General features: G+C 63.5%; 25 protein-coding genes and 1 riboswitch. Of the genes, 15 read left to right on the top strand and 10 right to left on the bottom strand.

The features are described from left to right. Nucleotides 1-37: 37 nt before the first annotated feature. From P0D71_RS17135 to P0D71_RS17115, 5 genes are all read left to right on the top strand, one after another. Nucleotides 38-1333 (top strand): ABC transporter substrate-binding protein, encoded by a 1296-nt coding sequence (locus P0D71_RS17135; protein WP_091808349.1) that lies wholly within the window; start codon nucleotides 38-40, stop codon nucleotides 1331-1333. Between the two features lie 104 nt (nucleotides 1334-1437). After that, nucleotides 1438-2352, top strand: coding sequence for an ABC transporter permease (locus P0D71_RS17130; protein WP_408481166.1), 915 nt, complete (start codon nucleotides 1438-1440; stop codon nucleotides 2350-2352). A 2-nt stretch (nucleotides 2353-2354) separates the two neighbouring features. Then, nucleotides 2355-3260, top strand: coding sequence for an ABC transporter permease (locus tag P0D71_RS17125; protein ID WP_408481164.1), 906 nt, complete (start codon nucleotides 2355-2357; stop codon nucleotides 3258-3260). A 146-nt stretch (nucleotides 3261-3406) separates the two neighbouring features. After that, on the top strand, nucleotides 3407-4672 hold the full coding sequence (locus P0D71_RS17120) for an acyl-CoA dehydrogenase family protein (protein ID WP_408481162.1): 1266 nt from the start codon (nucleotides 3407-3409) through the stop codon (nucleotides 4670-4672). A 104-nt stretch (nucleotides 4673-4776) separates the two neighbouring features. After that, complete coding sequence (locus P0D71_RS17115) at nucleotides 4777-5295, top strand: SLATT domain-containing protein (RefSeq protein ID WP_408345887.1); 519 nt, start codon at nucleotides 4777-4779, stop codon at nucleotides 5293-5295. Nucleotides 5296-5298: 3 nt separating this feature from the next. On the opposite strand, the gene P0D71_RS17110 is transcribed toward P0D71_RS17115, so the two are convergent. Continuing rightward, on the bottom strand, nucleotides 5299-6003 hold the full coding sequence (locus P0D71_RS17110; protein WP_091808336.1) for a YceH family protein: 705 nt from the start codon (nucleotides 6001-6003) through the stop codon (nucleotides 5299-5301). A gap of 205 nt (nucleotides 6004-6208) precedes the next feature. Here P0D71_RS17110 and P0D71_RS17105 point away from each other — a divergent pair, with 205 nt between their 5' ends. The 3 genes from P0D71_RS17105 (at nucleotide 6209) to P0D71_RS17095 (ending at nucleotide 7992) form a co-directional block, all read left to right on the top strand. Next, nucleotides 6209-6781 carry a lipocalin family protein gene (locus P0D71_RS17105; protein WP_408183920.1) on the top strand — a complete coding sequence of 191 codons (573 nt, stop codon included), beginning with the start codon at nucleotides 6209-6211 and terminating at the stop codon, nucleotides 6779-6781. 104 nt (nucleotides 6782-6885) lie between these two features. Continuing rightward, a complete protein-coding gene (locus P0D71_RS17100; RefSeq protein ID WP_408481160.1) occupies nucleotides 6886-7458 on the top strand; it encodes a helix-turn-helix domain-containing protein in 573 nt (190 codons plus the stop codon). A gap of 6 nt (nucleotides 7459-7464) precedes the next feature. Next, nucleotides 7465-7992, top strand: a complete 528-nt coding sequence (locus P0D71_RS17095; protein WP_408481158.1) for a GNAT family N-acetyltransferase — start codon at nucleotides 7465-7467, stop codon at nucleotides 7990-7992. Nucleotides 7993-8019: 27 nt separating this feature from the next. Here P0D71_RS17095 and P0D71_RS17090 read toward each other — a convergent pair whose 3' ends face one another. Together P0D71_RS17090 and P0D71_RS17085 are read right to left on the bottom strand one after the other, a co-directional pair. Continuing rightward, on the bottom strand, nucleotides 8020-8415 hold the full coding sequence (locus P0D71_RS17090; protein WP_091809312.1) for a PaaI family thioesterase: 396 nt from the start codon (nucleotides 8413-8415) through the stop codon (nucleotides 8020-8022). 41 nt (nucleotides 8416-8456) lie between these two features. Continuing rightward, a complete protein-coding gene (locus tag P0D71_RS17085) occupies nucleotides 8457-9089 on the bottom strand; it encodes a LysE family translocator (protein ID WP_408183923.1) in 633 nt (210 codons plus the stop codon). Nucleotides 9090-9298: 209 nt separating this feature from the next. Next, nucleotides 9299-9391: riboswitch (glycine riboswitch) on the top strand. A 190-nt stretch (nucleotides 9392-9581) separates the two neighbouring features. Between P0D71_RS17085 and P0D71_RS17080 the strand changes: the two genes are divergently transcribed. Together P0D71_RS17080 and P0D71_RS17075 are read left to right on the top strand one after the other, a co-directional pair. Then, on the top strand, nucleotides 9582-10793 hold the full coding sequence (locus P0D71_RS17080) for a D-amino acid dehydrogenase (RefSeq protein WP_091808326.1): 1212 nt from the start codon (nucleotides 9582-9584) through the stop codon (nucleotides 10791-10793). A gap of 181 nt (nucleotides 10794-10974) precedes the next feature. Next, complete coding sequence (locus P0D71_RS17075) at nucleotides 10975-11235, top strand: BON domain-containing protein (protein ID WP_408345899.1); 261 nt, start codon at nucleotides 10975-10977, stop codon at nucleotides 11233-11235. A 2-nt stretch (nucleotides 11236-11237) separates the two neighbouring features. Here P0D71_RS17075 and P0D71_RS17070 read toward each other — a convergent pair whose 3' ends face one another. Then, nucleotides 11238-12398, bottom strand: coding sequence for an acetate/propionate family kinase (locus tag P0D71_RS17070; protein WP_408481155.1), 1161 nt, complete (start codon nucleotides 12396-12398; stop codon nucleotides 11238-11240). A gap of 13 nt (nucleotides 12399-12411) precedes the next feature. Beyond that, nucleotides 12412-14805 (bottom strand): phosphoketolase family protein, encoded by a 2394-nt coding sequence (locus tag P0D71_RS17065; protein WP_408481153.1) that lies wholly within the window; start codon nucleotides 14803-14805, stop codon nucleotides 12412-12414. Between the two features lie 413 nt (nucleotides 14806-15218). Here P0D71_RS17065 and P0D71_RS17060 point away from each other — a divergent pair, with 413 nt between their 5' ends. Both P0D71_RS17060 and P0D71_RS17055 read left to right on the top strand, forming a co-directional pair. Further along, nucleotides 15219-15344 (top strand): hypothetical protein, encoded by a 126-nt coding sequence (locus P0D71_RS17060; RefSeq protein ID WP_286162203.1) that lies wholly within the window; start codon nucleotides 15219-15221, stop codon nucleotides 15342-15344. A gap of 136 nt (nucleotides 15345-15480) precedes the next feature. After that, nucleotides 15481-16017 (top strand): ankyrin repeat domain-containing protein, encoded by a 537-nt coding sequence (locus P0D71_RS17055; protein ID WP_408481151.1) that lies wholly within the window; start codon nucleotides 15481-15483, stop codon nucleotides 16015-16017. Between the two features lie 151 nt (nucleotides 16018-16168). Here P0D71_RS17055 and P0D71_RS17050 read toward each other — a convergent pair whose 3' ends face one another. From P0D71_RS17050 to P0D71_RS17035, 4 genes are all read right to left on the bottom strand, one after another. Further along, nucleotides 16169-16861, bottom strand: coding sequence for an HAD family hydrolase (locus P0D71_RS17050; protein ID WP_091808317.1), 693 nt, complete (start codon nucleotides 16859-16861; stop codon nucleotides 16169-16171). A gap of 15 nt (nucleotides 16862-16876) precedes the next feature. Continuing rightward, on the bottom strand, nucleotides 16877-17974 hold the full coding sequence (gene gnd, locus P0D71_RS17045) for a phosphogluconate dehydrogenase (NAD(+)-dependent, decarboxylating) (RefSeq protein ID WP_408481258.1): 1098 nt from the start codon (nucleotides 17972-17974) through the stop codon (nucleotides 16877-16879). Nucleotides 17975-18272: 298 nt separating this feature from the next. Further along, nucleotides 18273-19595, bottom strand: coding sequence for a sugar efflux transporter (locus P0D71_RS17040; protein ID WP_408345911.1), 1323 nt, complete (start codon nucleotides 19593-19595; stop codon nucleotides 18273-18275). Between the two features lie 174 nt (nucleotides 19596-19769). Beyond that, on the bottom strand, nucleotides 19770-20066 hold the full coding sequence (locus tag P0D71_RS17035) for a DUF2628 domain-containing protein (RefSeq protein ID WP_091808309.1): 297 nt from the start codon (nucleotides 20064-20066) through the stop codon (nucleotides 19770-19772). 241 nt (nucleotides 20067-20307) lie between these two features. Between P0D71_RS17035 and P0D71_RS17030 the strand changes: the two genes are divergently transcribed. The 3 genes from P0D71_RS17030 to P0D71_RS17020 all read left to right on the top strand — a co-directional run bounded on the left by P0D71_RS17030 (nucleotide 20308) and on the right by P0D71_RS17020 (nucleotide 22286). Continuing rightward, the gene (locus tag P0D71_RS17030; protein WP_408345914.1) at nucleotides 20308-20628 is read left to right on the top strand and encodes a thioredoxin family protein; all 321 of its coding nucleotides are present in this window, start codon (nucleotides 20308-20310) and stop codon (nucleotides 20626-20628) included. A 121-nt stretch (nucleotides 20629-20749) separates the two neighbouring features. Next, nucleotides 20750-21169 (top strand): secondary thiamine-phosphate synthase enzyme YjbQ, encoded by a 420-nt coding sequence (locus P0D71_RS17025; RefSeq protein WP_091808304.1) that lies wholly within the window; start codon nucleotides 20750-20752, stop codon nucleotides 21167-21169. Between the two features lie 97 nt (nucleotides 21170-21266). Continuing rightward, complete coding sequence (locus P0D71_RS17020) at nucleotides 21267-22286, top strand: class I fructose-bisphosphate aldolase (RefSeq protein WP_091808302.1); 1020 nt, start codon at nucleotides 21267-21269, stop codon at nucleotides 22284-22286. A gap of 64 nt (nucleotides 22287-22350) precedes the next feature. Here P0D71_RS17020 and P0D71_RS17015 read toward each other — a convergent pair whose 3' ends face one another. Then, the gene (locus P0D71_RS17015; RefSeq protein ID WP_408481148.1) at nucleotides 22351-23373 is read right to left on the bottom strand and encodes an alpha/beta hydrolase; all 1023 of its coding nucleotides are present in this window, start codon (nucleotides 23371-23373) and stop codon (nucleotides 22351-22353) included. Nucleotides 23374-23463: the final 90 nt, after the last annotated feature.

The raw sequence follows: 23463 nt of genomic DNA, 5'->3' as shown, positions 1-23463 counted from the left end.
ACCGAACGTCAATCGAACGTCAACTGAGGAGAAAGCAATGAGTGAAACGAACGAGAGCCCGGCACCGGCCGCAACGGATGGGAAGGAAAAAGGCCTGTCGCGCCGCACGTTCATCAAGGGTGCAGTGGCGGCAGCCGGTATTGCCGGTTTTCCGTACGTGCACGCGCAGGAAAAAATCACGTTGCGTTACCTCGGCACGGCGGTCAATCAGAGCGCCGACATCGCGAAGAAATTCAAGGAAGACACCGGCATCGAGATTCAATACGTGCCGGTGACCACCGACGACGTCGCCAAGCGCATCATCACGCAGCCCAACTCGTTCGACATTGTCGACACCGAATATTTCGCGCTGAAGAAGCTGATTCCGGCCGGCACGCTGGCCGGCATGGACGCGAAGCGTATCAAGCTTGCCGACAAGATCACGCCAGTGCTCACGCGCGGTGAAGTCAACGGCAAGAAGATCGGCGATCAGGGCACCGCGCCGAAGAAGGTGATGTTCCTCACCGGCCCGCGCTCCACCGAATTCTCCGCCACGCCGACCGAATGGATGACGCTGATTCCCACCACGTACAACGCGGATACGCTCGGCATTCGCCCCGACCTGATCAAGCGGCCTATCGACAGTTGGGCCGAACTACTCAATCCGCAGTTCAAGGGCAAGGCGGCGCTGCTGAACATTCCCGCGATCGGCATCATGGATTCGGCCATGGCGATCGAGGCGATGGGTCACGTGAAATACGGCGACAAAGGCAACATGACCAAGGCCGAAATCGATCAGACCATCAAGATCCTGATCGAAGCGAAACGCGCCGGCCAGTTCCGCGCGTTCTGGAAGGACTTCAACGAAAGCGTGAACCTGATGGCCTCGGGCGAAGTCGTGATCCAGTCGATGTGGTCGCCGGCCGTGACGAAAGTCCGCACCATGGGTATCGCCTGCAAATTCCAGCCGCTCAAGGAAGGCTATCGTTCGTGGGCCTCGGGCTTCGGCTTCCCGCGTTCGCTGCAAGGCAAGAAGCTCGATGCGGCGTATGAATTCGTCAACTGGTTCCAGGACGGCTGGGCGGGCGCCTATCTGATGCGTCAGGGCTATTACTCGGGCGTGCTCGAAACCGCGAAGACGCATATGCAGCCTTACGAGTGGGACTACTGGATCGAAGGCAAGGCGGCCGCGCAGGACATCAAGGCGCCGGACGGCCAGCTGCTCGAAAAAGCCGGCACCGTGCGTGACGGCGGCTCGTACAACCAGCGCATGGGCGCGATTGCGTGCTGGAACGCGGTGATGGACGAGAACATTTATATGGTCCAGAAGTGGAACGAGTTCATCGCGGCTTGACCGACCACCGTGGTCGAAGCCGCGATCGGGCATGAGAGCCGGCGCCCGCCGCGCCGGTTCTCATCCGCTATCCGCACGCACCGTCACTCCTTAGAAATACGCCCATGGCAACGATCGACCTTCCCTCGCACGCGCAGGGCGCGCCCGTCAAACATCGCCGCGCGCCGGCATGGTTGCAGGCGACGCCGCTCTCGCTGACCTTCCTGCTGTTTTTTATCGTGCCGCTGGTCATCACGCTGATCGTCAGCTTCTGGGACTTCAACGAATACCAGATCATCCCCGCGTTCACGCTGAAGAACTACACGGCGATCTTCAACGGTTGTTCGTCGATGACGGACCTCTGCGTCACCTTCAAGACGTACTGGTCGACGCTTAAGTTCTGCGCGATCGTGTGGGCGGTGACCTTGCTGCTGGGTTTTTCCATCGCCTACTTTCTCGCCTTTCATGTGCGCACCACGAGCATGCAGACCGTGCTGTTCCTCGTCTGCACGATTCCGTTCTGGACCTCGAACGTGATCCGCATGATTTCATGGATGCCGCTGCTCGGCCGCAACGGTCTCGTCAATCAGGCGCTGCTCGGCGCGCATCTGATCGATCAGCCGCTGGAATGGCTGCTGTATTCGAACTTTTCGGTAGTGCTCGCGTTCGTTCACCTCTACACGTTCTTCATGATCGTGCCGATCTTCAACGCGATGATGCGGATCGACCGGTCGCTGCTCGAAGCCGCGCGCGACGCCGGCGCGAGCGGCTGGCAAGTGGTGCGCGACGTGGTGCTGCCGCTGTCGAAAACCGGCATTGTGATCGGCTCGATCTTCGTGATTACGATCGTGATGGGCGATTTTCTGACCGTCGGCGTGATGGGCGGCCAGCAGATCGCCTCGGTAGGCAAGATCATTCAGGTGCAGACCGGCTACCTGCAATTTCCCGCCGCGGCGGCCAATGCAATCATCTTGCTCGCCGTGGTGCTGATGATCGTGTGGGGTTTGACGCGGGTCGTCGACATCCGCAAGGAGCTGTGAAGATGCAGGCCAATGCCCTCAAACATCGCGAGCGCCGCCCGGCGAGTTTCTATTGGCTGGCGCTCCTGTTCGGCCTGTTCGTGCTGTTCCTGTACGGACCCGTGATCACCATTTTCATCCTGTCGTTTCAGGGTCCGGAAGGCGGCCTCACGTTTCCCATGCGCGGCGTGTCGCTGCACTGGTTCTCCGTGCTGCGCGACGGCGTGGGGGATGTGGATATCTGGTCCGCGTTCGTGCGCTCCGTGCGGCTCGCTGTGGCTGTCACGGTGCTGACGGTGCTGTTCTCCGTCGCGGCGGGCCTTGCCTTTCGCCGAAAATTTCGCGGCGATACGGCAGTGTTCTACGTCTCCGTGGCGAGCCTGATCATGCCGTCCATTATCGTTTCGCTCGGCATCGGTCTAACGTTCCGCCTGCTCGATAACGGCGTGAAGTACCTGGCCACGGCCTGGGGCTATCAGTCGTTCGCCGATACCTACACCACCTCGATGGGCCTCTTCACATCCGCGCTCGGCGCGCATCTCACGTGGACGCTGCCGTTCGGTTTGCTGGTCATGTTCGCGGTGTTCAACCGCTTCAATCCGGCTTACGAAGAAGCATCCCGCGATCTCGGCGCGACGCCGTGGCAGAGTTTCCGGCACGTGGTGCTGCCGATCATCGGCCCCTCGGTGGTGGGCGTGGCCATGTTCGGCTTCACGCTCTCATGGGACGAGATTGCCCGCACCTCGCAGGCGATCGGCGATCAGAACACCTTGCCGCTCGAGCTTCAGGGTCTCACCACGTCGGTGACCACACCAGTGATCTACGCGCTGGGCACCATGACGACGGTGTTGTCGCTGACGGTGATGGGCGTGTGCCTGCTCGCCGTGCGATTGCTGGCGCGCAGGCGCGCGGTGGCGGGATTGCAATAGGCGCGTTCTCCGCCGATTCCAGGCGCTGCCCGGCAGGCATTTCACTCCCGCTGCTAAGAATCGGCCAAATACTTCGTTGCTCGCACCCGCCCCGTCCCTTACCGTTCTCTGATTGCGCCTCACGCGCGCCTCGTTTCGGAGAACCCATGTCCGCAGTCGAATCGCCAACCCACGCTGACCACAGCATCGCCGATGCCGCACAACTCTTCGGCGACGATCCGCTGACGCGCCGCTTCGCTCCCGTCTTCGCCCGTATCGCGGAAGGCGCGGTCGAGCGCGAGCAACAGCGCGAACTCGCTTACGCGCCGGTGGAATGGCTGCGTGAAGCGGGCTACACGCGGCTGCGCGTGCCCAAAAAATACGGCGGCGAAGGCATCTCGCTCACGCAATTCTTCGCGCTGGTCACGCGTCTCGGCGAGGCGGACTCGAATCTGCCGCAAATCCTGCGCGTGCATGGCGGCTTTATCGAAGCGCTGCTGGAAAACGGCGACGAATCGCTGCGTGAGCGTTGGCTTACGCGGGTGGCGCAAGGTCAGATTGTCGGCGGCGCGGTGTCCGAGCGCACGGGCGTCACCAACAACAGCGTGCGCCTGACGCAGACCAATGGCGCATGGCATCTCGACGGCGAGAAGTACTACACCACCGGCACGCTCTACGCCGACTGGGTCGACGTCACCGCGCACGACGGTTCGAGCGACCTGCGCGTGCTCGTGGAATCCGACGCGCCGGGCCTCGAACGTATCGACGATTGGGACGGCTTCGGGCAGCGCCTCACCGGCAGCGGCACGGCGCGCTTCACGCAGGTGCCGGTCTCGCTCGATAACCTCTACCGCCGCTATAACGCCGCCGAACCGCGTCGCAACAGCCTGCTCACGGCTTACTATCAGGCGCTGCATGTCGCGAACCTCGCGGGCATCAGCCGCGCCGCGCTGCGCGATGCGGTCGCGTTCACGCAGACCAAAACCCGAACCTTCGGCGTGCCGGGCGCGTCGAGTCCGCGCGACAATCCGCTCGTGCAGCGCGTGGTCGGCCGGCTTGCGAGCCTCGCTTATTCGACGCAAAGCATCAACACGTCGCTCGCGCGCGCCATCGATGAAGTCTCCGTCGCGCGCGAGGAAGGCCGTGCCGACGAACAGACTTACATTCACCTCGACATCCAGACTTTCCAGGCGCAGCAGATCGTCATCGAGCAGACCTTGCAAGCGGCGACGCTGCTGTTCGAAGTGGGCGGCGCATCGGCCACCAGCGAGACGCGCCGCTTCGATCGCTACTGGCGCAATGCGCGCGTGCTGGCGTCGCACAATCCGGCGATCATTCGCGAGGCCGCGATTGGTGACTTCTACCTGAATGGCAACGCGCATAACGAGCGCTTCGGAGTGGCGCGGCAGACGGAGATAGCGGCAGCGGCATAACCACGGCCAGCCGGCCTCCTGGTGAGGCTCGCCGTCTTCATGTGGCACAGTGTCGTCAGGCGCATGCGCTAAGCTTGCGCAATCGAACTGCCCTGACGAGCGACATGAAGAACCTGCCTGCCTACGAGCCTCCGGTCGACGAAAACCAGCTTCTGCTGAAGTGGATTCGCCGTGCGCGCGAATCCCAGATGAGCCACTACGACATGGCGGATCTGCTATCGGCGCGTGACCGCCAGGTCGGCTGGCTTGCCACCGCGTTGACCGCCTTCGTGGGAACGGCTGTGTTTGCGTCCCTGCACGCGTCAGCCGTCTCGCCGGAACTGAAGATTTTTATCGGCTTCGTGAGCGTGGCGGCCGCCGTCGCCTCCGCGCTGCAAACGTTCCTGCGCTACGCCGAACGCGCCGAAAAGCATCGCGCCGCCGGCGCGCGCTATGGCGCGGTGCGCCGCAGACTCGAAGCGGTCTTTGCCGGCGACGCCGATGCGCGTGACGGCCACTATCTCAGCGCGATCCGCGACGAACTCGACCGGCTCGCCGAAGACTCGCCCAACGTGCCGCCGCGCGTCTTTTATCGCACCCAACGCACGCTGTCCGCGGATACGCCGCGCAGCCGCGACGCGTAAGCCTCATTCGCCGGCCGTCAGATCTCCGGCATCAATACCCAACTCCGCCGCCATGCGGCGCACCACGGCCTGCAACCGGCTCACTTCGTCGGCAAGGCGCTTCTGTTCGGCCTTGACCGCCTCGAACGCGGACAGCGGCACGGCGTCGTCTTCGGCGCCTGGCTGCGCCAGCTCGCTCGCACTCACTTCGCCGCACAGCAAATGTGTCCAGCGGTTCTCGCGCTCGCCCGGCGTGCGCGCGAGTTTCACGACCCGTGGCGGGTCGTTGGCCGCGAGTTCGTCGAGAAACGCCTCGACCGACGAGATATCGGCAAAACCATGCAGACGCGCGCTATTGAGCCGCAATTCGGCGGCGGTTTGCGGGCCGCGCAGCAGCAAGGTGGTGAGCAGCGCCGCCGACTGGCTCGGCAAACCCAGCACACGGTTCATGTTGTGTTCGAAGCGCGGCACGCGGCTGCTGCTGCCCTCCATCACGAGGCTCAACCGTTTCAAGCCGTCGACGGCGGTCAGCACCTCGGCTTCGGTGGCGTTCATGACCGGCGCGCGGCCGGTCTTCTGATTGCAGCCCAAGGTCAGCGCGTTGAGCGAAAGCGGATAGCTGTCCGGCACCGTGTGCTGCTTTTCGACGAGCACGCCGAGTACGCGTCCTTCAAGCAGGGTCAACGCGCGGATCGAAGGGCGGGAAGAAGTGTCGGGAGTGGAATTCATGGATGATGTCGCGGCATGAGCCGCCGGGTCTCGTGGATGTTGCCTTACCGTTGCACAGCCGGGCGGCGCTTTCTGGTTGGTGGGCACTATGATAAACGGCCACGGCCGCGAAGGTGTACCCATCTCCGCCACGGCCGGGCGCGCGCGCGGCCGTCTGGCACGGGGCGTGCTGTCACAGAACATCCTTTGCTAATGGAGTCGATCAATGCCCCTACGCCGTCAACCGGTCCTGCGCCTGAGCGCCATTTCACTCGTGGTCGGCGCAGTCTGCCTGCTTGGCGCGTGCGCGCTCAGCCCGGCCGGCAAGAGCGGCAACGCGCACGTGCCCGAGCCCGCGAAGCCCGTGGACCTCAGCCGCTATCTCGGCCGATGGTATGAACTGGCGCGCTATGAAAACCGCTTTGAGCGCGATTGCGAAGCGGTCACCGCAGAGTACGCCACGCGCGACGACGGCCTGATCGACGTGGTCAACAGTTGCCACCAAGGCGCGGTGAACGGTCCGCTGGACGTCGCGAAGGGCCGCGCGAAGGTGGTCGCCGATTCGGGCAATGCCAAGTTGAAGGTGTCGTTCTTCGGCCCATTCTTCTTCGGCGACTACTGGGTGCTAGATCACGCGGACGACTATAGCTGGTCGATCGTCGGCGAGCCGAGCGGACGTTATCTGTGGATCCTCACGCGTGAGGCCACGCCGGCTGCGAGCGTGAAAGACGCGCTGATCGAGCGGGTCCGCGCGCTGGGTTACGACACGTCGATGCTGCGTATGACAAGGCACGAGTAAGTCGCGCTCCTGGCCGGCTATCGGACGGTTGGTCCGCGTCAGCCGGACAGATCCGATTTTTGTCCTCATTGACCGATTTCCATATTCGAGATATTTTCCCGAATATGGAAACCCCACTCTCCGACGACAACGCCATCGACCGCCGTATCGCCCAGCGGCTGCGGGCGCTGCGCGCCGAGCGTAACTGGTCGCTCGACGATCTCGCGAAACTGAGCGGCGTGAGTCGCGCAACCCTCTCGCGCCTCGAAAACGCCGCCGTCAGCCCCACGGCGAGCGTGCTCGGCAAACTCTGCGTGGCTTACGGCCTGCCCATGTCGCGCCTCATGCACATGGTCGAGGAGGACTTCGCGCCGCTCGTGCCGCGCGACGCCCAGCCGCTCTGGACCGACGCCAGCATCGGCTTCCGGCGGCGTTCCGTGTCGCCACCCGCGCAGGCGTTGAGCGGCGAGGCGCTGGAATGCGAACTCGACGCCGGCGTGCGCATTACCTACGACGCGTCGCCACGGCCCGGCCTCGAACATCATCTGATCCTGCTGGAAGGGCAGTTGCAGATCACCGTGGACGGCCAGCGCCACAACCTGCAACCCGGCGACTGCCTGCGCTACCAACTGTTCGGCCCCAGCGCTTTCGTGACGCCCGCGCACCGCGCGGCCCGCTATCTTCTGTTCATCGTGTGAGCCAGCATGAGCGCGACCACCCTCACCCCTTTCTCCGCCGACGACCTCGTGCGTCATCTCCCTGAACTCGGCGCGCTGCTGGGCGCCTGCGTGCATGACGGGGCCAGCGTCGGCTTCGTGATGCCGTGTGGCGCCGACGAGTGCGAGGCGTTCTGGCGCGGCAAAGTGCTGCCTTCGTTGCGTGCCGGCGGCCTCGTGCTGCTGGTCGCGCGTCAGGGCGAAGCGATTGCGGGCACCGTGCAACTGGATTACGACACGATGCCGAATCAGCGGCATCGCGCCGAGGTGCGCAAACTGCTGGTCCATCCGGCGTTCCGCCGTCAGGGCATTGCGCGGGCGCTGATGACGGAACTCGAACGCCATGCGCATGGATTGCAGCGCAGCCTGCTCACGCTCGACACCCGCACCGGCGACCACGCCGAGCCGCTCTATAGCGCACTGGGTTATCGGACAGCAGGTGTGATCCCGGGATACGCGCGTGGCACGCACACCCATGAGTTCGACTCGACCACCATCATGTACAAGGCGCTATGAGCGAAGCGCGGGCCCGGCCTGTGCGCCTCACGCGGTCTTCGAATATTTGAACGTGCCCTGCGCGCTGGCGATCAGCAGCTTGCCGTCCACCCACGCCTCGCTGCGCGAGAAAAAAATCGAGCGGCCCGCGCGCTCCAGAAAACCCTTGGCGGTGACCAGTTCACCGAGTCCCTTGTCGAGATAGTTGGTGGTCAGCGACAGCGTGAACGCATGCCGGGCCGGGTCGCCGCTCGGCGCGAAGATGCCCGCATAACCCGCCGACGCATCGAGCAGCGTCGCGATCGCGCCGCCTTGCAGCACGCCCTGGCGATTGAGCTTGCTGGCATCGATCGGCATGACCAGTTCCGCGTAACCGTCGCGCCATTGCGTCAGGCGAACGCCGAGCGATTCGAGAAACGGGTTGTCGATGGGAAAGTCGGACATGAGCATGCCTTTGTGTTCGAGATGAGAGATGCAAGATGCGCTCAACGGCGCGAATCGAGCGCAATGCGGACCGCAAGTCCGGCGAGCACGGTGCCCATCAACCAGCGCTGCACCAGCAACCACACCGGCCGCCCGGCGAGAAACACGGCAATCGAGCCCGCCATGCTCGCGATCAGCGCATTGACCGTCACGCTGATGACGATCTGCACGCAGCCGAGCGCGATCGACTGCGCGAGCACGCTGCCGTGCCCCGGCGAAATGAACTGCGGCAGCAGCGACAGGTACATCACCGCGATCTTCGGATTCGCGAGGTTGGTGACGAGCCCCATGGTGAAGAGCTTGCTGCGGCTGTCGTGCGGCAGGTCGCGCACCTGGAACGGCGAACGGCCGCCCGGTTTGACCGCTTGCCAGGCCAGATACAACAGATAGAGCGCGCCGCCGAAACGCAATGCGTCGTACGCGTAGGGCACCGTCAGCAGCAGCGCGGTAATGCCGAACGCCGCGCAGAACATGTAGAACACGTAGCCGAGCGCGACGCCGCCAAGAGAAACGAGGCCCGCGCGACGCCCCTGACAGAGCGATCGCGAGATCAGGTAGATCATGTTCGGCCCGGGCGTGAGCACCATGCCGAGCGAGACCAGACCGAAGGCGAGCAGCGTTGTGAGGGCGGGCACGGCATTCTCCTTGGCGAATGAAAGTCGGACAGTGCCGCCAAATATAGCCGATGCCGCCGATTTCAGCTTCGCGGCCGGCTTGAGAAATTCGCATTGGCGTATGAGCCGCATTCATGTTCAATTGCGGCGCTTCTGGCCACTTCTTGCGCGGTGACTCGCACGAAACACTTGCGGCGAATTATTTTGAACGGTATCGTCGAGCCGTTCTGCAATGCAGCGCGGGAGAGATCGTCAGAAATTCGGACGACGCCGACGGAGCAACCGCCCCGGAAACTCTCAGGCAAAAGGACCGCGCAGCAGGAACATCTGGAGAGCGGCGCACCGGCATACCGCGTGCGCCCACCGAAGGGGATTCTCCGCGCACGGCTCATCACTCATGACGGGCCGGCCGCCGCGGGGAAGAAACTCTCAGGTACATGGACAGATGGGGCATCGACGCCGGTTTCGACATGAAATCGACACCGGTGATGCTCAACTACTCTGGACCATGACATGTCACGAATCGCCATTATCGGCGCCGGCATTACCGGCGTCACGACCGCTCACGCCCTCGCCCAGCGCGGCCACCACGTCACCGTTTTCGAACGCCACCGCTATGCGGCGATGGAGACCTCGTTCGCCAACGGCGGGCAGTTGTCCGCCAGCAATGCCGAAGTCTGGAACAGCGCGGCCACCGTCATGAAAGGCCTGCGCTGGATGCTCACGCGCGACGCCCCGCTGTTGCTCAATCCCACACCCACCTGGCACAAGTACTCGTGGATGGGCGAATTCCTGCGGCAGATTCCGCACTATCGGGCGAACACCGTCGAAACCGTGCGGCTCGCGATCGCCGCGCGCGAGCATCTGTTTTCGATTGCCGAAACCGAAGGCATCGACTTCGATCTCGAACGGCGCGGCATTCTGCATATCTACAAGACGCGCAAGGAATTCGATGCCGCCAGCAAGGTGAACGCATTGCTGCGCGAAGGCGGCCTCGAGCGCAGCCCGGTGACGGCGAGCGAGCTGCATGGCATCGAACCCACGCTGCACGGCGATTTTTACGGCGGATTCTTCACGCCGTCCGATTCGACCGGCGATATTCACAAGTTCACGCGCGGCCTTGCTCAGGCGTGCGTGCGGCACGGCGTCGAATTTCATTACGATGCCGAGATCACCTCGATCGAGCAGCCTGCCGAGGGCCGTTTTACACTGGCGGTCAATCTCGAAGGCGAATCGCAGCGCTTTGCGTTCGAACGGATCGTCGTCTGCGCCGGGGTGAAGAGCCGCGATTTTGCAGCCATGCTCGGCGACCACGTGAATATCTATCCGGTGAAGGGCTATTCGATCACTGTTTGTCTCGATGACGAAATCAGCCAGCAGCGCGCCCCTTGGGTGAGCCTGCTCGACGACAGCGCGAAGATCGTGACGAGCCGCCTGGGCGTGGATCGCTTTCGCGTGGCCGGCACGGCGGAGATCAACGGCTTCAACCGGGATATCCGTTCGGACCGGATTGCACCGCTAGTGGACTGGACGCGGCGGTATTTCCCCGAGGTATCGACCTCGCGCGTGATTCCGTGGGCGGGCTTGCGGCCGATGCTGCCGAGCATGCTGCCCAAGGTGGGCCGTGGAAAACGGCGTGGCGTGTTCTACAACACCGGGCACGGACATTTGGGCTGGACCTTGTCGGCCGCAACCGCCCAGGCACTCGCGGGCGCGATTCAGTAGGCGTGATGCGGCGGTTTCGCTAACGGCGGTGGCTCGACATCACAGCCGTCCCCAGATTTGAACTCCCCGTGCTGCGGGAGTTTGGGCGGCGGCTGTGGCGTGAAATCGCCGCCGTCGTCCAATGGCAGATGCTCCATTTCTGCTAGTGTTCTTCTATCCGTGTTACTCCGGTGGAGAACCCATGCCGCACGCCCGCACCGCAAAAACCAAGGCACACAACACACGCCTGAGCGACGCACAGATCGCCATGGAAGCGACGCGGCGTCTCGCCTGGGACGCCGCGGTTCCCGAGCATGCCGTGAAGGTCCAAGTCTCGCGCGGCCGTATCACGCTGCATGGCGAGTTGCAGCGCGACCAGCAACGCACCGCTGCACTCGAAGACGTGACGCGCCTGTTCGGTGTAACAGGCGTTCTGGATCACACTGTCATCAAGCCCGAATGAAGTCAGCCCTTGGTTGTCTGACGTAAAAGCGCGCGGCAATGCCGCGCGATCTGCTTTTCCTCTTCGGTGTGAATCGCCTTCACCTTGCCCGCCGGGTCGCCTTCGGTTAGTCCCATGAAAGCCAGTCCGTCGCAGACGCGCGTGCGAATCGCCTCGCTGTGCTCTCCAATGCCGCCGGTAAACACCAGCAAATCGATTCCGCCCAGCAACGCCGCATAGCCGCCGATCGTCTTACGCACCGCAGTGGCAAAGGCATCGATCGCGAGCGACGCATTCGCATCGCCCGCCGCAGCGCGTTTTTCCAACGCCTGCATATCGCTCTCGCCATCCGCGTAGCCGGCAAGACCGCTCTCGCGATTGAGCAGCGTCTCCAACGCGCCGGCATCGAGCCTCTCCACGCGCATCAGATACAGCAGCACACCCGGGTCGAGATCGCCGCTGCGTGTGCCCATCGGCACGCCGCCGGTCGGCGTCAGGCCCATCGACGTATCGATCGACTGGCCGTCGCGCAACGCGCACACGCTCGAACCGTTGCCGAGATGCGCGAACACCGCGCGCGCCGGCAAGTCGGCGCCGAGCCGCGTCACCAGTGATTCATAAGACAGCCCGTGAAAACCGTAGCGCATCACGCCGGCCTCCACATAACGGCGCGGCAACGCGAGTTGTGCCGCGCGCGGCGGCAGCGTGGCGTGAAACGCCGTATCGAAACAGGCGAAATGCGGTGCATCGTCGAAAATTTTCTCGGCCTCGTCGATCAACGCAAGTGCCGGGGGAATGTGCAGCGGCGCAAAGTGCACGGCGTCCTGCAATTGACGCCGCACGTCGGCGCTAATCCGCTGATGCATGCGCAAATGCGGTCCGCCATGCACCACCCGATGCCCGACCGCCGAAGGCCGCGCATGATGCTGTTGCGCAAGCACCTGCGCGAGCTTTTGCAGCGCGTCGGTCTGCGATTCCAGTTCGTGCTCCTGCTGCAGCAGTACACGGCCGTCGGGCGCCTTGATCCACAAACTGCCGTCGCTGCGTCCAATGCCTTCCGCGCTGCCTTCCAGCAGGAGCGATTCGTCGCCACCGGCGTACCGGAACAAGCCGAACTTCAGCGACGACGAACCGCTGTTCAACACCAGAATCGTTTGATCGTCAGCACCGTCTGGAGTGCGCATGGTCATGCCTCGCTCAGCCTTTCCACGTCCAGTTGCGGATCTCTTCCCGGTCGATGCCCTCAGCGTGCGCATACGCCAGATGTTCGATGATCTGGCCACGCAACCATTCCTTCGCATGGTCGCCGACACCGCGCAGTTTCGGCACGCGATCGATCACGTCGATCGCGAGCGAAAAGCGGTCGACCTGGTTGATGATCGCCAGTTCGAGCGGCGTGTTGATGTTGCCCTTCTCGTGATAACCATGCACATGCAGGTTGTCGTGGTTCGTGCGGTTATAAGTCAGCTTGTGAACCAGCGACGCATACGAGTGGAAATTGAAAATCACCGGTTTGGTGTCGGTAAACAACGAATCGAAATCGCGGTCGGACAAGCCGTGCGGATGCGCGTGCTCCGGCATCAACCGGAACAGATCGACCACGTTGACAAAGCGGATCTTCAGGTCGGTGAACTGCTCCTTCAGAATCTGCACGGCGGCGAGCGCCTCCATGGTCGCGATGTCGCCCGCGCAGGCCATCACCACATCGGGCTCGACGCCCTGATCCGTCGACGCCCAGTCCCAGATGCCGATACCCTTGGTGCAATGCGTGACCGCCGAGTCCATGTCGAGATACTGCAAATGCGGCTGCTTGTCGGCGACGATCACGTTGACGTAATCGCGCGAACGCAAGCAATGATCGGCGACGCTTAACAGGCAGTTCGCATCAGGCGGCAGATAGATACGCACCACGTCCGGGCTCTTGTTCGTAACGACATCGAGAAAACCGGGGTCCTGGTGCGTAAAGCCGTTGTGATCCTGCCGCCACACGAGCGAGGTGATCAGCAGGTTGATCGACGGCACCGGCTGGCGCCAGCCGAGATCGCGTTTCGCCTTCTCCAGCCACTTGGCGTGCTGATTGAACATGGAATCGATCACGTGCACGAACGCTTCGTAGGTGGCGAACAGGCCGTGCCGGCCGGTCAGCACATAGCCTTCGAACCAGCCTTCGAGCGTGTGTTCGCTGAGCATTTCCATCACGCGGCCGTCCACCGAGAGTTCGCCGCCGTCCGCGTCGCTCGGGACGGTCTGCGCGAGCCAGGTTTTCGCGGACGCTTCATAGATCGCGGTCAGCTTGTTGCTCGCGGTTTCGTCGGGGCCGAACACACGAAAGTTCGTCATGTTCCGGCGCATCACTTCGCACAGGAACTTGCCGAGCACCTCGGTCGGCGATAGATACGAGCCACCCGGTTTCTTCACCGCGGCCGCGAAATCGCGAAACGCCGGCATGTCGAGCGTCTTGCATAACATGCCGCCGTTCGCATGCGGATTCGCGCTGATCCGGCGCGCGCCCTTCGGGGCGAGCTCGCGCAACTCCGGCACGAGGCGCCCCGCTTCGTCGAACAGCGACTCGGGCTCGTAACTGCGCAACCAGCTTTCCACCAGCTTCAGACTCTTGCCATTGGTCACCGGATCGAGCACCGGCACCTGATGCGCGCGCCACGAGCCTTCCACCTTGTGGCCGTCGACTTCCTTCGGGCCGGTCCAGCCTTTGGGCGAACGCAGCACGATCATTGGCCAGCGGGGCCGCGACGCGTCGTTGCTCTCGCGCGCATGCTGCTGGATCGCGCGGATTTCTCCGATGCACTGTTCGAGCGTAGCCGCCATCTGTTGATGCATGACGGCGGGATCGTCGCCTTCGACGAAATATGGCTTGTGGCCGTAGCCGGTCAGCAAGGCTTCCAGCTCTTCGCGGGGAATGCGCGCGAGAATGGTCGGATTGGCGATCTTGTAGCCGTTCAGATGCAGTACCGGCAACACCGCGCCATCACGGATCGGATTGAGGAATTTGTTCGAGTGCCACGAGGTGGCAAGCGGCCCGGTTTCCGCTTCGCCGTCGCCGATCATGACGGTGACGATCAGATCGGGGTTGTCGAACGCGGCGCCGTAGCCGTGCGAGAGGCTATAGCCGAGTTCGCCGCCTTCGTGGATCGAGCCGGGCGTCTCGGGTGTGCAATGCGAGCCGATGCCGCCGGGAAACGAGAACTGCCGGAAGAAGCGCTGCATGCCGGCTTCGTCTTCGCTGCGGTCCGGATAGATTTCCGAGTAATGCCCTTCCAGATAGCAATGCGCGAGCGTGGCCGGCGCACCGTGACCGGGACCCGCCACGTAGATGACATTCAGATCGAGCTTCCTGATCAGCCGGTTAAGATGCACCAACAGGAAACTCTGCCCCGGGTCCGAACCCCAATGGCCCAGCAAACGGTTCTTGATGTGTTCGGGCTTCAGCGGTTCGCGCAGCAGCGGATTGTCACGCAGATAGATCATGCCGGCCGAGAGGTAGTTGCAGGCGCGCCAGTAGCGATCCATGTTGCGCAACGTATCGGCGTCTAGAACTTGCGGCGGCGTAGGACGGGAAGTTGCTTCAGCCACGGCGTCACTCCTTGAAAAGGACGGTCAGGCGGGTTAGCGGGCGCGGCGGCGATGGTTCGTGATGCGGCGGGCGCGCAGAAATCAGCGCACCCGGCCATCCTGTCACGCAGATGACATAACGAAAGCGTAGAGGCCAAACCTCATTGCAGCGGGAATCCATGCCGCTTTTCAGGCGGCGAGCCCGTTCACGTCACGCAGTGTGACAGGAAGCGCGCGGCATGGTTCGATGCAATCGCCCCCGGCTTGAGCCAACTACATGTCCGCAATATCGCAGGCACTCAGCATCACGCCGCTTACGCCAGACGTAAGCGCATATTAAGGGAATGCGTTTATCCTCGTGATCTTGTACGCACGGCGGCGGAGCGCATCTGCGCATCCCGCTTTGCCCGCCCTCCTTACCTGACCACTCGATCATGCCGACACCCAGCCGCTGGAAAGCACCGTTGATCCTCGTTATCACATTCGTGCTGCTGTTCGCGGGTGTCGCTGTTCTGATCGGTGTGTTCGGCTTGCTGGTCAAGCTGTTCGGGCACGGCTGAGCGCCGCTGACGCGGGCGTGGCCGGCGCAAGATGTGTATCCTGAGAGAATCTTGCCGGCGCCATCTTATGGACACTCGTGCGCACTCATGCGTTCGCGAGACGTGCGACGCCCGGCTTTACTGCAAGGAGATGCCATTGACGGACCACGCTGATACTTCCCCGCCATCCGGCCAGCCGATTGACCCGGAATTGCTCGAACTGGCGCAGCAGGTCTTCGACCTCGCGCGGCGCGGCGATGCCGCGATGCTCGCGGCGGTGATCGAAAAAGGCGTACCGCCGAATTTGCGTAACGACAAGGGCGACAGCCTCGTCATGCTGGCCAGTTACCACGGTCACGTCGAAGCCGTGCGCACGCTGCTCGAACGCGGCGCCTATCCGAACCTGCGCAACGACAACGGGCAGACGCCGATAGCGGGCGCGGCTTTCAAGGGCTTCGACACGGTGATCGAAACCTTGCTCGCGCATGGTGCGGATGTGGAAGGCGCGTCGCCGGACGGACGCACCGCGTTGATGATCGCCGCGATGTTCAATCGCACGGCGATCATGGAATTGCTGATTGCGCACGGCGCTGATCCGAAAGCGCGCGATGCGAATGGCGTAACGGCCATGGACGCAGCCGGCCGCATGGGCGCCGGCGATGCGCAAGCGCGCTTGAAGGAGCTTGGTTCCTGAGACGCAGCGAGTTTGAAGGAACCTGGCTCTTGAACCGCGGTGAGGCTTGAAGAAACTCGGTTCTTGCGCTGGAGCGGCGTTGGCTTGCGGCGCTTGTTACATCTCTGTGAGCGGGAATGATCCACGCAGACTCGCAAGCGCCGCGAAAGACCTAGCCTTTCTCCGCCAACAGCCACTCCACGTCGATATCCACCAGCTCCCCGATTCGCTCGACGGTCACATCCGCCGGCGGATTGCTGGCGATCTCTTTCGGGTCGAACGCATAGTGCCCCTGGCGGGGAAACACCGTCGTCAGTTTCGCGCCCCACGCCCTTTTCATGGCTGCCAGAATCCGCAGCTTGTCGTCGACCATCACATAGTGGCGGGCGGGATAACACTCCATCACCTGATCGAGCATCAACTCTTTGTGGATGTAGATCAGCACCCGCCCTTCGACTTCATCCCATAGCCCGGAGCGCTCGATCTTGCGCGGCTGGAACACCACATCTCCGTCGGAGAGGATAACCGTGGGACCGTGTGCGCTCAGGTGCCGCAGCACATTCAGCGCGCCCGGATACAGACGGCTCGCAAACGGATAGTCGATCAGGAACGAGGACATGAGCAGGAGCCGCGTGTCGCGCGGCCGCTCAAGGCGATAGCGCTGCAGCGCGCCCAGGTAGTCGGCGTAACCGAGTTCCGTGCGCAGCGTCTCGAAGATTTCCCAGTATCGCGCGGCGTTCTGCGCGCCGAACTCCCGCATCATGTGCGCGCGCAGATCGGCCAGCACAAGGTCGTTGTCCAGCAGAGTGTTATCGCAATCGAACAGAAACACGACGTCGTGCGGCGTAGCAGTAGTGGCTTGCATCGCGGCTCCCTGGAATCAGCCTTTCGGCCCATCGGACGGCGTGGCCGCTTTCTCGACGTGGCCGCCGAAATCATGCCGCATCGCCGAAAGCACCCGGTTCGCAAAATCCGCTTCGCCGCGCGAACTGAAGCGCGCGAACAGCGCGGCGCTCAGCACCGGCGTGGGCACGCCTTCGTCGATGGCGGCCGCCACCGTCCAGCGCCCCTCGCCCGAATCGGATACGCGCCCTGCGTAGTTCTGCAGATCGGCGTCGCTGACCAGCGAGCCGGCGATCAGATCGAGCAGCCATGAACCGATCACGCTGCCGCGCCGCCAGACCTCGGTGACGTCGGCGAGATTCAGATCGTATTGGTACAACTCGGGACGGCGCAGCGGCGAGGTCTCGGCGTCGGCCTCGCGCGCGTGCTTGCCGGCGTCCGCGTGGCGCAGAATGTTCAGCCCCTCGGCGTAGGCGGCCATCATGCCGTACTCGATGCCGTTGTGAACCATCTTGACGAAGTGCCCCGCGCCGTGCGGCCCGCAGTGCAGAAAGCCCTGCTCCGCGGTGCTCGCGCCGCTGACGCGGCCCGGTGTAGCCGGCGCGGCGCCCGCGCCCGGCGCGAGGGTCGAGAAAATCGGTTCGAGCCGCTTCACGACCTCCGGTTCGCCGCCGATCATCAGACAGTAGCCGCGCTCGCGGCCCGCCACGCCGCCACTCGTGCCGACGTCCACATAGTGAAGCCGCCGTTTGGCCAACTCAGCGCTGCGGCGAATGTCGTCGTGATAGTAGGAATTACCGCCGTCGATCACGATGTCGCCAGGCTCCAGCAAAGGCACGAGTTTCTCCAGCGTCATATCGACCACCGCCGCCGGCACCATCAGCCATACGGCGCGGGGCTTCTCGAGTTGCGCGATCAGATCTTCCAGCGACGCCGCGCCCGCCACGCCGTCCTGTTTCAGCTTCTCCACCGCCGCCGGCTGCACGTCGTAAGCGATGCATTGCTGACCGCCCTTCGTCAGACGCCGCACCATGTCGGCGCCCATGCGTCCCAAACCAATCATGCCTAGCTGCATATCTCGCTCCGAAAAGTGCCTCGTTGCGCTGCTCGATTTGCTTCGTTGTACTGCGGCAATGTTTGTGATTTCGCTGCGTGTTCCAATGGCGGCGCGAACGATCGCGCGCGACTACGCTTACTTTAGTTGTGTTTTCCTGCGTGCGCCAAACGCGCGGCAGCCGCGCGTTTGTCTCGTGCTGCGAAGCTGCGCCACCGTATGTATCGAAAGACGATACGCTTCTTTGCAGAGGCTTTGCGCGGCGTAAAGTTCCTGACATGAGTGACTGCGCGGCATCCCGCTCGCGCAGGCTTCGATTCGGCTGACGGACCTCTTACACTTCGGCCTCGCAGGCGGGGACTCGAACGGGCTTGAGCGTCTATTGCCGCCTTGCCTGAAGTTTGCCGTATTGCGAACGCACAAAACGCTTTACGGCCTGCCACATCACCGGATAGCGATCTCCCGGCACGGCGAAGAGCACGAGCGCGCATAACGCCAGCAAGCCGCAGAACATAAACGTGCCGCGATAGCCGAACGCCTGCACCAGCAAACCGGACAACACGCCCGAGAGAATCGAGCCGACCCGCGCCGCGTTGAAGAAGAGCGCGGTGGCGCGGCCGGGCGCGTGGGGCATCAGATCCTGCACATACGTCATGCCCAGACACGAGGTCACCGCGACGACGAATGCGTTGAGCATCTGCATTGGAATCAGCACATGAACATTGCCCGCCAGTGCCATCCCGGCGAAATACACCGCGTGCACCGCAGCACACGCGCCGAGCCAGTTCGGCTTGTGCAACGCCGACGACTTCGCGCCGAGCGCGAGCATCATCGGAATCTCCATCAGAGCGCCGAGGCCGAGCATGATCGACACGTCCAGGTGCGTGCCGCTCAGACCGTGCACGATATAGAGCGGCAGCACGATCATGGTGGCGTTCGCGGCAAGGCCGAGCAACGTGAGCGCGGCAACCGCGCGGCGGATGTCGTTGGCCGAGGCGACGCCGGGCAGGTCCTCGTGTGCGTCCTCGCCGGGTGCGGTGAGCGGCGGCACGGTAATCGAAGCGGAAGGTTCGGACGCCGTGTCTTCCACCGTGTGATCGCCCAGATGACCCTGCGGCTCCCGCATGCGCCAGACAATGGCCGCGCAGGCACCGAAACTGGCGGCGGCGAACAGAAAGAGCCCGTAGAAGCTGCTGGCGGCGAGCACCAGCGCGCCCACCGACGGCCCGAACACCCACGCCGCCGAGAGAATCGTCCGCAAGGTCGCGCTGGCGAACACGCGCTCCGCCGGATCGGCTACCGGCAAGGCCGCGCGGCTGAACGAAAAGACCATGGAAATAGCCGAGCCGCCCGCGCCGATAAAGACGATCCCGACCACCAGCAGCAACCGGTAGTCACGCACGACGCATAAACACAGATAACCCAGCGCCGCCGCCACCAGCGCCGCCAGCAGCAAGGGCCGGTGCCGTCCGCTCGCGTCGCTCCAGCGGCCCGCGAAGGTGCTGGCGAGCACCCCGCTCGCCGCGATCAGCGTCATGAAGACGCCGAGCCTGAACGGCGTCATGCCCGCGCGCTCGACCCCGAACAGGGAAAGATAGGGAGCGGTGAACGACATCGCCACACCGAGCATCAGAGTCGCGGCGGCGAGCGGCTTGAAGCCGGGGATGCGTAGCAGGTCGAAAAAACGTGAGGTTTTCAACACGGGGGCGGAGGATCAGGGAAAGCGAGCCTGCCACGCGCTATGCGCGCCGCAAACTTCGTGGCCGGAACGACCGGGGCATTATCGGCTTAGCTTGCGGGCGCGTAAACCCGCGTCACCGCGTCCCAAATTTGCGAAGCACATTCGCCGGTCGCAGGCCGCAGGATGCGGCACCGGTCACAGCACGACGTAGCCGCGCTTTTCCAACGTCCAGCGGTGCCACTGATTGCCATAGAAGCCGCAGGCCATGCCGAACACCACCGACAGCGCCAATCCGATCAGGTCGGCGGTTTCGCCCCACAAGCCCGAGCAGAACAGCAGAAGATTGACCGCCAGCATGACGAACGCGGCAAACCACATTTTCTTCGACAACGCCCAGATGAAACCGAGCAGACACGCGCCCCAACTGAAGCCCGTGGCGACCGCGACGGTTTCGTCCTTGCCCGGGTACCGCAGATAAATCCTTTCGCCCATATCCTTTCCTGACCACGATGATTCGCCGCCGCCTCGCGGCCTCGACGATGTTTACCACGTCATGCCGGCAACTGTGCGAGTCCGCGTGAAATTCACGCTGCCGCGTGCTTCGCCGCACGTTGGTCGGCGCGGCGTTGCCTGACGATCGCGGGCATAGCTGCTACTCTTACCAGATTCACCCGCAGGGCGCGCCATCACAGCGCAACCCCGCCAGCACAGGTTAAACCGCTTCGGAGCACGCATGGCCACGCAGACCGCCTATTCTTCCAAAGCCCCCTCGCGGGCCGAGCTCGATGCCCTGCCGGGCACCACCATCGTCGAATTCGGCACGGACTGGTGCGGCTATTGCCAGGGTGCGCAAGCATCGATTGCCCAAGCGCTCGAACCGCATGCGGACGTCCGGCACCTGAAGATCGAAGACGGCCCGGGCCGGCCGCTGGGCCGCTCGTTCAAGGTCAAGCTGTGGCCCACGCTGATCCTCATGCGCAATGGCGCCGAAGTCGCGCGCGTGGTGCGACCGGCGAACGCAACGCAAATCGCTGAGGCGTTCACATCGCTCTAAATGTCTCTTTAATGTCGAGTTACGTCGAACCGCGTCGTGCTGTACGCACAGCCACTGATGCGCCGCCGCATTGGCCCACGCCACGCAGACACGAATACGCAAGACCCGACCCACAGCTATCATGCGCCAAGCCATCCATCACCTGAGCGTCAAAGCCCGCAGCCGCGGGCTCGTCGAGTTCACCGATGAAGCGCGGCGCTTCGTCGCCGGGCAAGCCATCGAGACCGGCCTGCTGACGCTCTTTTGCCGTCATACGTCCGCTTCGTTACTGATTCAGGAAAACGCCGACCCTTCGGTGCAGCGCGATCTGGAGCGCTACTTCGCGAGCCTCGCGCCCGAAGACGCCGAGCGCTACGAACACGACGCCGAAGGCCCCGACGACATGCCGGCGCATTTGCGCACGGCGCTCACGCAAGTGCAATTGTCGGTGCCGGTCGAACATGGGCAGATGGTGCTCGGCACCTGGCAAGGCTTGTATCTGTTCGAACATCGCCGTCATACGCAGCATCGGGACATCGTGCTGCATCTGCTCGGTGAATGACGGCGCGAGTCGCGGCCGTGTATGTTTCAAGGTGCATTGTTGACAGAGATTCGTTGCAACATTTCATCCGCGAACCGGATTAAAGGGAGCACACCTCATGGACACCCGTAGCGAATTGCAAGCCACCATCAAGGCGATGGTTCAACCCGGCAAAGGCCTTCTCGCCGCCGACGAAAGCGGCCCGACCATCGCCAAACGCTTCAAGACGATCGGCCTCGAATCGAGCGAGGAAAATCGCCGCGCCTATCGCAACCTGTTGCTCACCACGCCCGGACTCGGCGAATTCGTGAGCGGCGTGATTCTCTACGAAGAAACGCTGGGCCAGAAAGCGGACGACGGCACGCCGTTCCCGCAACTCGCCGCGAAAAACGGCATCGTGCCCGGCATCAAGGTGGATCTCGGCAAGATTCCGCTCGCGCTCGCCCCGGGCGACGAAATCACCGAAGGGCTTGACGGACTCGCCCGCCGTTTCGCCGACTACAAACGGCAAGGCGCGCGTTTCGCCAAGTGGCGCGCGGTCTACAACATCACGGCGAGCCTGCCGAGCCGGCTGGCCATCGAGGCGAATGCGGATTCGCTGGCACGCTACGCGGCGATCTCGCAGGAAGCGGGCATCGTGCCGATCGTCGAGCCCGAAGTGCTGATGGACGGCGAGCACACCATCGAGCGCAGCGCCGAGGTCACCGAGGCCGTGCTGCACGAGGTATTCCATGCGTTGCACCGGCATCGCGTGGTCCTCGAACATATTCTGCTCAAGCCGAGCATGGTGATCGCCGGCTCGGAACACGCGCAACAGTCGTCGAGCGCCGATATTGCCGCTCATACCGTGCGGGTGCTCAAGCGCACCGTGCCGTCGGCGGTGCCGGGTATCGTATTTCTGTCCGGCGGCCAGTCGCCGGAAGAAGCGACCGCGAATCTCGACGCCATGAATCGTCTCGGGGCGCTGCCGTGGAATTTGAGCTTTTCCTATGGCCGCGCGTTGCAGGAACCGCCGCTGCAAGCCTGGAGGGGCGAAGCGAGCCACGTCGAGCAGGCACAGCAGGCACTGCTCAAACGCGCGCGCCTGAACAGCGCTGCCGCGCTGGGCAAGTACGAGGCCGCGCAGGAAAAGAGCTAGCGTGAACGCCGCACGGTCCGTTGCGCGCCGAGATCGGTTGAGAGCAGCGGACCGCGCCAGTGCGTCAAAGCGGCGCCCCGCCGAATGCCTGGCGCTGCGCGAGCGACACGAAGGCCTGCGCGTCGCGCGCCGCCTGCACCACGGCCGCCATGCCGAAGAACTCGTGAGTCGCGCCACGGTAATTGCGATGCTCGACGGGCACGCCCGCGCCGTGCAGCTTCTGCACGAGCTTCTCACCGTCCGCGCGCAGCGGATCGATGCCCGCCGTGACAACGACAGCCGGCGGCAAGCGTGACAGATCGGCGCTCACCACGTCGATCAACGGACTCGTGAGATCGCTCTCGCTATTGATCACGTTATGCAGGAACCACAGCATCATCGGCTTGTTCAAGGGCCGGGCGTTGCGATTCTCTTCATAAGAGATCGACACGATGTTGTTGCTCGCCACCGGATAGATCAACGCCTGGTGCATCGGCATGCGCGTGCCCGTGTCGCGTGCGCGAATCGAAACGTTGATCGCGAGATTGGCGCCGGCGCTCTCACCCATTACCGCAATCTTGCCGGGGTCCCCGCCGAGGTTCGCCGCATTGCCCACGAGCCAGCGCCACGCCGCAAACGCGTCTTCGTGGGCGGCCGGCAGCCTGTGCTCGGGCGCCTGCCGGTAGTGCGCGGAAACCACGATCGCCCGGCTTTGCGCGGCCATGGAACGCGGCGTGGCGTCGTAGGTATCGAGATCGGCGATCACCCAGCCGCCGCCATGAAAATACAGAATCAGCGGGAAAGGCCCCTCGCCTTGCGGTGTGTACACGCGCGCGGGATTGCTGCCCGCCGCGCCGGGAATCATGATGTCCTCGGTGCGCACTGCCTCCAGCTCCAGCGCTGGGCGCGCGCTGAACGCAGGGTCGCTCAGCAGCTTTGTCACGGCATCGGCGGGCGTGGGTTGCTGGCGCGCTTCGGCTACGGTGCAATCCTCGATTGGCTTGGGGTTCAAACTCCTGAGCGCGTCGAGCACGGCTTTCATCTCGGGATCGGCATGACCCGTGGGATCCATGCCGACCATGCCTTTAATGGTGTCACCGAGTGTCATGGCGATGCTCCTGATGGAAGATTTCACGGATCCATCGAAGCTGTGAACACCGCGCTCGACCCCCGTGCATGCCGTGAGATTCGAGCAAGC

The organism is Paraburkholderia sp. RL17-383-BIF-A (assembly GCF_046028015.1).
GTDB lineage: Bacteria > Pseudomonadota > Gammaproteobacteria > Burkholderiales > Burkholderiaceae > Paraburkholderia.
The sequence above is the reverse complement of the archived record's forward strand: the minus strand, read 5'-3'. Positions and strand labels throughout refer to the sequence as shown.